This window comes from Paraburkholderia sp. GAS38 (assembly GCF_050434965.1).
Lineage (GTDB): Bacteria > Pseudomonadota > Gammaproteobacteria > Burkholderiales > Burkholderiaceae > Paraburkholderia > Paraburkholderia phenazinium_A.
In genome coordinates this window covers 551,052-563,648 of sequence record NZ_JBNDJO010000001.1, presented here as the reverse complement: position 1 = coordinate 563,648, position 12,597 = coordinate 551,052, and the positions used below count along the sequence as shown (strand labels likewise).

The 12,597-nt window shown below is 63.5% G+C and carries 11 protein-coding genes; 7 read left to right on the top strand and 4 right to left on the bottom strand.

Translation table 11 applies throughout. The features are described 5' to 3' along the window. The first annotated feature begins 114 nt into the window (after positions 1 to 114). The 4 genes from P3T42_RS02365 to P3T42_RS02350 all read left to right on the top strand — a co-directional run bounded on the left by P3T42_RS02365 (position 115) and on the right by P3T42_RS02350 (position 4,431). A complete protein-coding gene (locus P3T42_RS02365; protein ID WP_074298812.1) occupies positions 115 to 471 on the top strand; it encodes a Rap1a/Tai family immunity protein in 357 nt (118 codons plus the stop codon). A 161-nt stretch (positions 472 to 632) separates the two neighbouring features. After that, the gene (gene otsA / locus P3T42_RS02360) at positions 633 to 2,045 is read left to right on the top strand and encodes an alpha,alpha-trehalose-phosphate synthase (UDP-forming) (protein ID WP_429305076.1); all 1,413 of its coding nucleotides are present in this window, start codon (positions 633 to 635) and stop codon (positions 2,043 to 2,045) included. A gap of 17 nt (positions 2,046 to 2,062) precedes the next feature. Further along, entirely contained in the window at positions 2,063 to 3,232 is a 1,170-nt protein-coding gene (locus P3T42_RS02355) for an AAA family ATPase (protein ID WP_429305075.1), read from the top strand. Between the two features lie 128 nt (positions 3,233 to 3,360). Further along, complete coding sequence (locus P3T42_RS02350) at positions 3,361 to 4,431, top strand: glycosyltransferase family 4 protein (protein WP_074298816.1); 1,071 nt, start codon at positions 3,361 to 3,363, stop codon at positions 4,429 to 4,431. Positions 4,432 to 4,525: 94 nt separating this feature from the next. On the opposite strand, the gene P3T42_RS02345 is transcribed toward P3T42_RS02350, so the two are convergent. The 3 genes from P3T42_RS02345 to P3T42_RS02335 all read right to left on the bottom strand — a co-directional run bounded on the left by P3T42_RS02345 (position 4,526) and on the right by P3T42_RS02335 (position 6,453). After that, entirely contained in the window at positions 4,526 to 5,113 is a 588-nt protein-coding gene (locus tag P3T42_RS02345) for a BPSL1445 family SYLF domain-containing lipoprotein (protein WP_074298818.1), read from the bottom strand. A gap of 435 nt (positions 5,114 to 5,548) precedes the next feature. Continuing rightward, on the bottom strand, positions 5,549 to 5,995 hold the full coding sequence (locus P3T42_RS02340) for a hypothetical protein (protein ID WP_074298820.1): 447 nt from the start codon (positions 5,993 to 5,995) through the stop codon (positions 5,549 to 5,551). A gap of 170 nt (positions 5,996 to 6,165) precedes the next feature. After that, positions 6,166 to 6,453, bottom strand: a complete 288-nt coding sequence (locus P3T42_RS02335; protein WP_074298822.1) for a PsiF family protein — start codon at positions 6,451 to 6,453, stop codon at positions 6,166 to 6,168. A gap of 459 nt (positions 6,454 to 6,912) precedes the next feature. Here P3T42_RS02335 and P3T42_RS02330 point away from each other — a divergent pair, with 459 nt between their 5' ends. Next, complete coding sequence (locus tag P3T42_RS02330; RefSeq protein WP_074298824.1) at positions 6,913 to 7,209, top strand: YciI-like protein; 297 nt, start codon at positions 6,913 to 6,915, stop codon at positions 7,207 to 7,209. A gap of 533 nt (positions 7,210 to 7,742) precedes the next feature. After that, positions 7,743 to 8,891 (top strand): DUF6566 family protein, encoded by a 1,149-nt coding sequence (locus P3T42_RS02325; protein WP_429305074.1) that lies wholly within the window; start codon positions 7,743 to 7,745, stop codon positions 8,889 to 8,891. 88 nt (positions 8,892 to 8,979) lie between these two features. Here P3T42_RS02325 and P3T42_RS02320 read toward each other — a convergent pair whose 3' ends face one another. After that, the gene (locus tag P3T42_RS02320) at positions 8,980 to 10,500 is read right to left on the bottom strand and encodes a mannose-1-phosphate guanylyltransferase/mannose-6-phosphate isomerase (RefSeq protein ID WP_074298828.1); all 1,521 of its coding nucleotides are present in this window, start codon (positions 10,498 to 10,500) and stop codon (positions 8,980 to 8,982) included. Positions 10,501 to 11,117: 617 nt separating this feature from the next. Between P3T42_RS02320 and P3T42_RS02315 the strand changes: the two genes are divergently transcribed. Next, positions 11,118 to 12,515: an undecaprenyl-phosphate glucose phosphotransferase gene (locus P3T42_RS02315; protein WP_074298830.1), complete on the top strand. Its 1,398-nt coding sequence runs from the start codon at positions 11,118 to 11,120 to the stop codon at positions 12,513 to 12,515. The last annotated feature ends 82 nt before the right edge of the window (positions 12,516 to 12,597 follow it).

The window sequence follows — 12,597 nt, the reverse complement described above, 5'->3', positions numbered from 1 at the left end:
CGGCATGCTTCGCATGCCGTAAAAACAGTGCAGAATAACGGTTACGGCGCGCTTTGGGGCGCGCCGTTTCTATGCGGCATCAGACCGCTCGATCATTACCCTGGAAGGATCACCATGCTGCGGGCTTTGATTTGCGCCAGCGCGCTTGCCGTACCGCTAACGGCAGCCGCGTTTACGGGAGGCGACCTCAACAAGCTGTGCGAGAAAACGGATGTGGCCTCACGAAGCGCCTGTGCCGCGTATATCGAAGGCGCGGCCGACGGCGTGTTCAACACGATCGACGCGATCGGCGGCACCACCGGCCCGCGAGTCGGCCAGTACTTCTGCCTGCCGCAGGACGCCCGCTCGCAACAGTTGACCGATGCGGTGCGCAAGTACATTGCGGAGAATCCGAACGTGGCCGGCTACAACGCCAGCACGGCCATTTCATTGGGGCTCGGCAAGGCCTTTCCCTGCAAGAGCGGCGAGTAAGACCCGCTGGATCGAAGCGGGTCCCGGCCGCGAATACCTGGCCTGAGCACCGGGCTTGCAACTGATCCTCCTCGAGACGGGTCGAAGTGTCATTCCGACCTGACTAGCGAACCTGGGCGGCGCCTGCGCGCCCGCCCGCCGAACCGAGGAGGACACCAGACATGGGCCGACTGATCGTCGTGTCGAATCGCGTCGCAACGCCGACGGAAACCAAAGGCTCGGCCGGCGGGCTCGCCGTGGGCGTATTCGGCGCCTTGAAGGACGCGGGCGGCGTGTGGTTCGGCTGGAGCGGCGACGTGGTCAGCGAGACCGTCGCCAACGCCGGCCCCACGCTCGAACAGGACGGCGCGGTGACGTTCGCCACCGTCGGGCTCACGCGCAAGGACTACGATCAGTACTATCGCGGCTTTTCGAACGCGACGCTGTGGCCGGTCTTTCACTATCGCAATGACCTCGCCCGTTACGAGCGCGAGGAATACGCGGGCTACCGGCGCGTCAATGCCTGGCTCGCGCACCGCCTGATCAAGCTGCTCGAGCCCGACGACATCATCTGGGTGCACGACTATCACCTGATCCCGTTCGCCGAGGCGCTGCGCTCCGAAGGCATCACCAACCGCATCGGCTTTTTCCTGCATATCCCGTTTCCGGCGCCGCAGATCCTGCTCAATATTCCGCCGCATGAAGAGCTGGTGAAGTCGCTGTGCTGCTACGACCTGCTCGGCTTCCAGACCGCCACCGACGAGCTCGCGTTCCACGATTACCTGGTGCGTCATGCGCGCGGCAGCGTGAACAAGGACGGCCACGCGGAAGCCTTCGGGCGCAAGCTGCGCACCGGTGTGTACCGGATCGGCGTGTTCCCCGACGAGATCGCCGAGCAGGCGCAGCGGTATGAGAGCCGCCAGCACGTGCTGGACCTCAAGCAGAGCCTCGAAGGCCGCAAGCTGATCATGAGCGTCGACCGGCTCGATTATTCGAAGGGGCTCGTCGAACGCTTTCGCGCCTTCGAGCAACTGCTGGAGCGCTCGCCCGAGTGGCGCGGCAATGTCACGCTGGTGCAGATTGCGCCGCCCACCCGTTCGGACGTCGCCACCTACCAGCAGATCCGCCAGGACCTCGAATACGAAGCCGGGCGCATCAACGGCCGTTATTCGGGCCTCGACTACACGCCGATCCGTTATCTGAATCAGCGTTACGACCGCTGGAAACTGATGTCGCTGTTTCGCGAGTCGCAGATCGGCTTTGTCACGCCGCTGCACGACGGCATGAACCTCGTCGCCAAGGAGTATGTGGCCGCGCAGAACCCCGACGATCCGGGCGTGCTCGTGCTGTCCATTTTCGCGGGCGCGGCGGCCGAACTGAGCGGCGCGCTGCTGGTGAATCCGCATGATGCGGTGGGCATGTGCGAGGCCTTGCAGCGCGCGCTGTCGATGCCGCTCGAGGCGCGCCAGCGCCGTCACGAGATCAACATGGCCGCGCTGCGCGAGAACGATCTCGGCGTGTGGCGCGACTCGTTCCTGCGCGACTTGCGCAGCGTGCCGCTGCATGGCGCGGATCACGCCGGGCGGTCGGCCTGATGCAGGCGGGTTCGAATGTGTTGAACGCACTCGCCATTGCCAACTATCGTTCGTTGCGCGAAGTGATCGTACCGCTCGGGGCGCTGAATATCGTCACCGGGCCGAACGGCAGCGGCAAATCCAGCGTGTATCGCGCCTTGCGGCTGCTGGCGCAGACGGCGCGCGGCGGCGTGATCGGCTCGCTGGCGCGCGAAGGCGGTTTGCCGTCGACGCTCTGGGCCGGTCCCGAGCGTTTCTCGCGCGGCATGCTGACGGGCGATCTGCCGGTGCAGGGCACGCGCCGCAGCGAGCCGGTCAATCTGCGGCTCGGCTTCGCCGGCGATCAGTTCAGCTATGCAATCGACCTCGGTCTGCCGACCATCAAGGCGTCGACGACGGCGTTCGCGCTCGACCCGGTCATCAAGCGCGAATGCATCTGGAGCGGTCCGCTGCTGCGGCCGTCGGCGCTGCTGGTGGACCGCCAGGGCGCGTCGATCCGGACGCGCGACGACAGCGGCGACTGGCAGACCATTCCGCAGCCGGTCGCGACGTTCGACAGCATGATGACGGAGTTCTCCGACCCGCGTACCGCGCCGGAAATGATCGCGGTGCGCGAACAGATCCGCTCGTGGCGCTTCTACGACCATTTCCGCACCGATAGCGAGTCGCCCGTGCGGCTGCCGCAAATCGGCACGCATACGCCGGTGCTGAGCGACGACGGCGCCGATCTCGCCGCCGCGCTGCAGACCATCCGCGAGATCGGCGATGCCGGCGCGCTCGATGCGGCCATCGACGACGCGTTTCCCGGCTCGAGCATATCGGTTGCGAGCCTCGAAGGCCGCTTCGAAGTGACGATGCATCAGCACGGCCTGCTGCGCCCGCTGAAGGGTGCGGAGTTGTCCGACGGCACCTTGCGCTATCTGCTGCTGGTGGCCGCGCTCCTGACGCCGCGTCCGCCCGCCTTGCTGGTGCTGAACGAACCGGAAACGAGCCTGCACCCCGATCTGCTGGCGGCGCTGGCGCGGCTGATCGCGCGCGCCGCCCGGCACTCGCAGGTGGTGGTGGTGTCGCACGCGGCGCGTCTGATTGCGGCGCTGGAGCGCGAGGACGGCAGTCATTCGATCGTGCTCGAAAAGGAGCTGGGCGCCACGCGGATTGCCGGCGCGGACGACCTCGATTTACCGCCCTGGAAGTGGCCGGCGCGCTGACAGCGGTCCCTGCCGGGATGTTTCCCGACTGTAACAGCGCAAAGGAATTGAAAGGCTTGCGGCTTTTTGGGGCTTAATCGGCAATAATTCGCAGTCAGGACATAATAAGCAGGCCACGGAGACACACGATGAGAATTGCTCAGATCGCCCCCTTGACGGAATCGGTGCCGCCCAAGCTGTATGGCGGGACGGAGCGCGTCGTGTCGTACATCACCGAGGCGCTGGTCGACCTCGGTCACGATGTGACGCTGTTTGCCAGCGGCGACTCGGTCACCAGCGCGAAGCTCGAAGCCGTATGGCCGCGCGCGCTGCGGCTCGACCCCGGCATCCGCGACCGTATCGCGCCGCATATGCTGCTGATGGAGCTGGTGCGCCGTCAGGCGGACTCGTTCGACGTGCTCCATTTCCACATGGACTACTACTCGTTCTCGGTGTTCAAGCGCCAGGACACCCCATTCGTCACGACCCTGCACGGCCGGCTCGATTTGCCGGAGCAGCAGCCCGTGTTCGACACCTTCAATACCGCGCCGGTGATCTCGATTTCGAATTCGCAGCGCCAGCCCTTGCCGCAGGCCAAGTGGCTGACCACCGTGTATCACGGGCTGCCCGAGATGCTCTATACGCCGCAGCCGGTGGAGCAGAAGTACCTGGCGTTTCTCGGCCGCATCTCGCCGGAAAAGCGCGTGGACACGGCGATTCGCATTGCCGGCCGCTGCGGGCTGCCCATCCGCATCGCGGCGAAGGTCGACTCGGCCGACCGCGAGTACTTCGAACGCGATATCAAGCCGCTGCTGGATCTGCCGTATGTCGATTACATCGGCGAGATCGCCGACGACCAAAAGGCCGCGTTTCTCTCGGGCGCGCATGCGCTGCTGTTTCCGATCGACTGGCCGGAGCCGTTCGGCCTCGTGATGATCGAGGCCATGGCGTGCGGCACGCCGGTGATCGCCTTCAATCGCGGCGCGGTGCCCGAAGTGCTGGACGACGGCGTGACGGGCTTCATCGTCGAAGACGAGATCGGCGCCGTGGCGGCGGTCAACCGTCTGCACAAGGTGCCGCGTGCCGGCGTACGGGCTTGCTTCGAGGCGCGCTTTACCTCGCACCGGATGGCGCAGCAGTATGTCGACGCGTATCAGTCGGTGATTCGCGCGCAGAAGCGCTCGCGCTTCAAGGTGATCGATACCTCGGCGCCGCGCTGAGCCCAACGTCCGCGCAGCACAAAAAAACGGCGATGCCTGCAGCATCGCCGTTTTTGTCTGGTGGGACCTTGCGTCCCGTCCCGCGGCCGTGCGCCTAGATACTCAGGCGCGATACCTTGGTGCCGTTGATCGAAATGTCGCCCATCAGGCCGGCGTTCGTCAGCACGAACACTTCGACCGGCGCGGTAGCGGTGGTGGTGTCGATGGCGCCGTTCGCGCCCATCTTCACGAGGGCGACCGAAGCGTCGCCGCCCGCGGACCAGCCGTCGGTATTGCGGAATTTGTCGAGCGCGTCCTGTGTCATGAACAGGAAGATGATGGCCTTCGACTGCGCACCGGCCTGCAGGCCGAACGAGCCCGACACGGTGCTGTAGTAGCCGACCGTGCCGCCGCCGACCCGCAGCGAACCCTCGCCATACTGGCCGCCGACAATGAAGCCCGCCTGCAGCACAGACGGGAATACCAGTACGCCACGCGCCTTCGACACGAGCTCACGCGAGCCGGGCACCGTCTGGAAGAGGCGCGACATGGTGCCGTCGACACTGGAGTCGATTGACTGGCGCTTCGACATGTTGGTCGATGCGTTATCGGGCGTACCCGACGACGTGGTACATCCAGCGAGTGCAAGGCCTCCGAAAGCTAGCGCAGCGGTAGTCTTCAGCATGAAGTTTCGTCTTTGCATCGTTTTTCTCCATCACGGTTCCTGGGCGCAACCTTGTGTGTGTTGCCGGGTTGCCTGATTAGTTATATCACACGCAAGCTTAAAGGGTGCAAACCCTCGCATCGCGAGAAGCCTTGTGGGGCGGGCGTTTGCGGCAAATCCGCAAAATCCGTCGGGTAACATTGACCGATCGCAATGCGGCCGTTGAGGCGCTCGATCTGCTTGAAACGCAGGGGTTTTTTCGTCACTGGCGCGTTTGCCCCAGCAGCCATGCGGCACGCTTCAGGCGGACGCCGTCGCGCTCCTTTTTACCGATTTCACGCCCGCACAGAGCGTTTGAAATAAATATGAAAGAATTGTGCGAATGTGTTGCACGGACGCCGCGCCGAGGCCACGTGGTCACTTCGCAACGTCGTACGGGTGCGGTCCGAGGCCCGGGCGCTAGCGCGCTGCCATTCAATGATTGGGCGTGCTTTTGACGGACGGCGGCCGGCGCAGCGCGCGGCGAATCCCGCCGATCACCATGCCGATCAGAAACAGCGTGACGGCCGGCACGACCCAGTAACCGACGAACGCATGCCACAGGTAGGCGGCGAGGGTGGTGCGGCGGACGGTGTATTCGTCGCGGGCCTCCTGCTGGCGGGGCGCGTTGGCGGCCAGCACGGCCGCCGGGCAGCCTGCCGCGCGCGCCTCGTCGGGCTCGCCATGGCAGCGGGCGGCGGCGCCAGCGGCGCGTTGGGCGTCGGTGAGATCCCAGCTGGTCAGCGAGCGTTCGAGGTCGACGGCGTTATAGGCCATCTCTTCCTGGATTTCGCGCACCGCGACGATCGCGACCGGCACCGCCCAAAAGACGATGACAACCAGCCACCGCCTGAACCAGCGGTTTTTGTGTCTCCATACCATTCTTGCCTCCGTTCAATGCTCTGTGGCATCAACGACAAGATGGCGGCCCAATGGGGCATAGTGTTTTATAGATGGGCCGTCTCCGCAGCCATCATAGAAGAAAATGCCGGGCTCCGGCGAACGGTGTAGAACGTCGCGACCGTGGCCGCGACGCCCGGTCCGGCTTGCGCTTAGCTCTTGTTGCTCAGGCACGTCGACATGAAGGCCTTGCGATCGTCGCCTTTCTTGCCGGCGGCTTGCGTGTTGCAGGCCTTCATCTTGTCCTGCTGGGACATCGGTGCGGCGGCGGGTTTCGACGACAGGCACGATTTCATGAAAGCCTTGCGATCGTCGCCTTTCTTGTCGCCGGCCTGCTGGTTACAGACGGTCATCTTCGACTGCTGGCTGTTCTGGGCCAAAGCGGGCGAGGCCAGAACGGCGCCGAGGACGAGGGCAGCGAGAGCGGATTGGATCTTCATGGGACACTCCATCGGTGGTGAAACTGTTGTTGGTAGTTGTACAACCGGGCGTCACAGGCATCCGTTTGCCCATCGCCGTCGTTATTATGGCAAAACTGTCAGGTAAAACGGATGACGTTGTTGGCCGGTTGACAGGCGTCAGGGGCAGGTTTTCCCCTGGCAGACGGCCGCCTGCCAGTGCGGGGCGACGCGCCGCGAATGCGCCGCGGGTGAAAGATCCGGTAAGAGTAGCGCGCGCAAATAGTATGGAATCCATATTGAATGGAGCGATATCGAGAAGCCATTCGCGACGCTTATCCGGCCTCGTAGAGACTCATACCTCAGCGACATTGATATCTCAACCATTCGATCGGCGCCAATAAGAATCCGGCAGAAAATTCCGTAAATAATGTAATGCCGCAATATTGACTCTATTGACTCTATTTAATTTTTTTGATCCGTAATTAGCGAGGCATAACCATGCACTATCTGTTGATCTATGATCTGGCCGCGGACTATCTCGAACGCCGCGCCGCGTGGCGCGACGCGCATCTGAAGCTGGCATGGGCCGCTGCTGAGCGCGGCGAATTGCAACTTGGCGGGGCGCTGGTCGAGCCGGCCGATACCGCCGTGTTGCTGTTCGAAGGCGCTTCGCCCGCTGCGGCCGAAGCGTTTGCACACGCCGATCCATACGTACGTGAAGGGCTTGTGACGCAATGGCGCGTGCGTCCGTGGATGACGGTGGTGGGCGAGCACGCGTCGAATCCGGTGCGTTGACGAGGGGCGGTTTCGTTCGCCTTCGTATGCGCTCAGGCCCAGGCGAACGGGCGCATCGCGGCGTGGAAGGGCGGCGCGGCAGAGCCATCTGCTGAGCATGTCCCGGCCGCGCCGGCAATTAAAAAAGCGTAAAAATTTTCAGCCGTCTTTACGTCGCCATTCGACGGCTATTCCACCACAAGGGTCTGCGCGATAGCCGGTTGTGCTGTTGCCACTGCCGGAATTTCTGCCGCGGCTATTAGAAATTCAACACCGCCAAAGCAGAAGTTTGTTTCCATCCGTAACACTTGTCATTGTCATATTCATGCAAACCCTGGTGGTGGTATGCTTCCTGCACAAATTCTCCAATGCACGAGTGAGACCACGTTTTGTGCTTCGCGGTGGGGAAGGTTCGCACTATCACAGTGCGGCAGACGCGAATAAGCCCGAACGTAAATACATATTTGTGCAACCGCGGGTCCTACACGAATCGTGAACGCTGAATTCGTGAGCGGCCCAAAGCCGCAGCCTGGCCAGGCTGTGTGGAGAACCGCATGTTTTTCGATGAGCTAAGCAATGACGAATGGGCGCTGCTCGCGGCGCTCGTTTCCGATGAGCCGGCGGTCCGTCTGAATCGACGCGGCCGGCCGCGCGCCGAGCCACGCGTCGTGGCGAATGCTGTCCTGTGGATACTGACAACCGGTGAGCCCTGGTCGAAACTGCCGGGCCGCTATCCGTCGGGTCCGACCTGCCGGCGCCGTTTTGAGGAATGGCAGTTGAACGGCACGCTCGCCGAGATGATCCGGCTGTTATCGCAGACGGGCCGCAGCTTCGTGTATGTGCCGCAGGCGTCGCAACCGGTGGCGGCGAAACCCGCTGCGCAACCGGAAGTCGTCAGCGTGCGCGAAGACACGTTGCGCGGGGTGAGCTGGAAGAGCCCCGAGTCGTGGCAGACGCCTGCCGGTGTCAGCAACGGCTGGCGCTCGCTCGATCCGCTCGCCGACATGACCCGGCAGTTGTCCGGCGCGTTGCCGCACGAGACGTCGCATGCCGAGCCGCAGGTCAGCCGGGCGGTCGAGCTGGGCGGGGAGACGCCGTGCCCTGACCATCCGCGCAGTCCGCTGCCCATGAGCGTCGCGGCGCGCGGCACGCAGGTTGTCGACCGGCGCGGCTACGTGATCTACGTGGCGGCCGAGCGCGTGCCGAACGCCATGTATCGCGCATGGGCGGAGATTGAACAGGACGGTCGTCGCGTCGAGCGCTCGGGTCTTGTCGGCCCGCGTTTCGCGGACCCTGACGAAGCGCAGGAGTATGCGCTGGAATGGGCGCATCAATGGATCGACCGGCAGTGCCGCACCTTGAGCGCTGCGCCCGGCGCGCCGCTGCCGGGTAATTACGCGCGGCCTTTGCCGGGTGTGCGGACCATGCCGAATACGCCGACCGTCAGTTCAGCGGGCGTGCATGTAGATGGGCCGGGTAGTGCGCAGATGAACGGCCAGATGAGCGGCCAAATGCATGCACAAGCGCACGCACCAGCGAGCGGTCACGTGGCGAAGCCGATCAACGGCCCGCTGACCGGTCCGCTACATGGCCCGGTCAGCGCGTTGCGAGCCCCGCTGCGCCGCTATCCGGGCGACACAACGACGGACAGTACAGCCGAACGATTCCCGACGGCTTCCGAGCTCATTTCCCACGCAGGATGAGCCAAAGAGCAACCCGCGGCCGGTAGGAGCAACCGCCGCAGGATCCGCATCGCCAGCGAGTGAAACACCGCAGGGCCCGTTGCCGTCTTCATTGCCGGCCGTACGTGTCGTCGAAGCGCACGATGTCGTCTTCGCCGAGATAGGAACCTGACTGCACCTCGATCATTTCCAGCGGCATCTTGCCGGGATTCTCGAGGCGGTGAGTCGTGCCCAGCGGAATATAGGCGGACTCGTTTTCGGAGACGATGAAGCGCTCTTCACCGCGCGTGACGAGCGCCGTGCCGCGTACGACGATCCAGTGTTCGGCGCGGTGATGATGCATCTGCAATGACAGCCGTGCCCCAGGATTGACGACGATGCGCTTGACCTGAAAGCGTTCGCCGCTATCCACGGAATCGTAATGGCCCCAGGGGCGGTGCACCTTGCGATGGTTCGCCGCCTGGGCGCCGCCGGCGGCGCGAATCCGCCCGACGATCTTCTTCACATCCTGCACGCGCGACTTGTCGGCCACCAGCACGGCATCGGCGGTTTCCACGATGACCAGATCCTGGGTGCCGACGCAGGCAATCAGGCGTCCTTCGGAATGCGCGAAGGTCGAGGCCGAGCCTTCGAACATCACGTCGCCGCGGGCCACATTGCCGGCCTCGTCCTTGGACGAGATCTGCCAGATCGCATCCCACGACCCCACATCCGACCAACCCGCCCGCAACGGCACGACCACGCCCGAGGCGACCGAAGGAGCGCTGCCGAGTTGCTCCATCACCGCATAGTCGATCGAATTCGACGGCGAGGCACTGAACGCGTCGCGCTGCAACCGGAAGAAATCGCCGTCCGCCTTGCCGCCGGCGTAGGCCGCTTCGCAGGCCGCGAGAATCGCCGGCTGAAAATGCCCGATCGCGGCAAGCCACGTCGAAGCACGCATGATGAAGATGCCGCTATTCCACCAGTACTCCTTAGATTCGACATAACGCTGGGCAAGCTCGAGGTGCGGCTTTTCGACGAAGCGGTCGAGGCGGTGCGCATCCACCGTGCCGGCGCGGCCGAGCGGGGCGCCGAGACGGATATAGCCGTAACCGGTCTCCGCATGCGTCGGGACGATCCCCATGGTGACGATATGACCGGCGTACGCGTGCTGCACGCCGGCGGCGACCGCGGCATGGAACGCGTCGGGATCGGTGACCGCATGGTCGGCGGGCATCACCACCATGATGCCGTCGTCGTCCTGCGCGGCAATCGACAGCGCCGCGACCGTCAGCGCCGGCGCCGTATCGCGCCCCGTGGGTTCGAGGATCAGACGGCTCGCCTTGCCGCTGGTGCGCAATTGCTCGGCGGTGGTGAAGCGGTGTTCTTCGTTCGCGACCACGATCAGTTGATCGGCGAGCGGGTGGCCGGCATCGAGCGCGTCGAGGCGGCGAGTGGTGGACTGCAGCAGCGAATCCGCGCCCAGCAGGCCGATCAGCTGCTTGGGATACTGCTCGCGCGACATCGGCCACAAACGCGTGCCGGAGCCGCCCGCCAGGATGACGGGATGAACCTTCAGCTTGACCTTCAGGGATGCGGCGGCGTCTGGCCGGGTGTCGGCGACGGACGCCGTAACCGATGCTGTCATGGTGATGTACTCCTCGGGGCTGGGTGAGTGCGTCGAGTTTTATCACGGCGTAAATAACCAATAAAAGATCGTTAATCGGAGCTGCTGAAAAATTAATCGAAATAAGGCATAAGAAATCTCTGGATAATTTCGGTTTTATTGCAGGACACCGGAAAAATAAAAAAATAATGTCAAAAAAATGGTGATCGTTTTCGACACGCCGCGGCGTGCTGAAAAAAGGGGCGGCACGGGCAGATCCCATGAGATGCAAGGTTTGGAGGAAAACGCCGTGCATGGCGCCAGCGCGAAGGCTCGGCTCACCTCAAACACGATCTTTTACGGCAACAATTGCCGAAAAAATCGAAGAAAAACCAGGCACTTTTGACCGATACATTTTGAGATATTTTGCGATCTTGCAGTGCGATTTTTAATACCGCCTTATCTAGTCCTGTACGGGTATTCACTCATTCGGATACGCACTTTTTCGAATGGGCTCGATAAGCCCAGGCACCGATTCTTTGTCATTGGCCATTACGCGAGCGGCGCGAGGCGAATGTCGGGTGCCGATGCCTTTCCCGCGGTGCGCAGGCCCGCTTACTTCACGGATGGAACTTGACTGACGATCTGAGGTGCAGCGCATGCTGAGCGTTCTATCGAGAATCATCGACATCGCCATGGTCGCACTGGGCGCGCTGATCGCAGCGGCCGTGCACAACGGGCAATGGGTCTGGCTGGACGACGTGCAGAGCGTCTCGCTGGCGTTCGACTGCCTGCTGGTGGTGGTGTTCTTTCCGGCGCTGGGTATCTATCAGTCGTGGCGCGGCAAGCCGCTCGTCGACCTGCTGTGCCGCGTCTCGGGCGCCTGGGTGATGGTGGAGACCACCGGCGTGCTGATCAGCTTCAGCCTGCACCGCTCGGACATGCTGTCGCGCCTCTGGCTGCTCTACTGGGCGGCCGCGACCATCGTGCTGCTGATCGTGACGAAGGCGCTGGTGTACTCGGTGCTCAAGGGACTGCGCCGCGAGGGTTTCAATCACAAGGCGGTGGCGATCGTCGGCGGCGCGCCGTACGGCAAGTTTCTGATCGAACAGATGCGCAGCCGCCCCGAAGCCGGTTTTAGCCCGCTGGTGGTGTACGACGAGGACGGCCCGGTCGATCCCTACCAGGATCCCGATGCGGCGCAGGCGGTGGAGGGTGTGCCGGTCGAGCGCGACTTCGCCGCCATGATCCAGCTCGTGCGCGACCGGGCGATTCGCGAACTGTGGCTCGCGCTGCCGATCTCGAAGGAGAAGACCATCCATCGCTTCGTGATGGAGCTGCGCAACGACTTCGTGAACATCCGCTTCATTCCGGACGTGCGCAGCCTGACGCTGTTCAGCCAGCCGATGGTCGATCTGCTCGGCGTGCCTGCCATCAACCTCGCGGCCTCGCCGATCACCGATCTGCGCGTGCTGCCCAAGCGCGTGTTCGATCGCCTGTTTGCTTTCGGCGCGCTCACGGCGCTCGCCCCGCTGATGCTGGTGATCGCGGTGATGGTCAAGCTGTCGTCGCCGGGACCGGTGTTCTTCCGCCAGAAGCGCAAGGGCATCGACGGCAACCAGTTCGAGATCTACAAGTTCCGCTCGATGAAGGTGCACGCGGAGGTCGCCGGCAAGGTGACCCAGGCGACCCGCCGCGATCCGCGCATTACGGCGGTGGGCGCGTTCCTGCGCCGCACCAGCCTCGACGAACTGCCGCAGTTCATCAACGTGCTGCGGGGGGAAATGTCCGTGGTGGGGCCGCGCCCGCACGCGCTCGAACACGACGACATCTACAAGGACCTGGTGAAGGGCTACATGCACCGTTACCGCATCAAGCCGGGCATTACCGGCTGGGCACAGATCAACGGCTACCGGGGCGAGACCGACCGCATCGAAAAGATGATGGGGCGCGTGAAGCTCGACCTGTACTACATGCAGAACTGGACCTTCTGGCTCGACATCAAGATCGTTGTACTGACGTTCTGGAAGGGTTTTGTCGGCAGCAACGCTTATTGAGCGGCGCGGCAGGCGACGCAGGAAATCAGCAGGCCTAAGCGGGCGCGAGCAGACACGACGATGCGGGCGCCCTGTTTCAGAT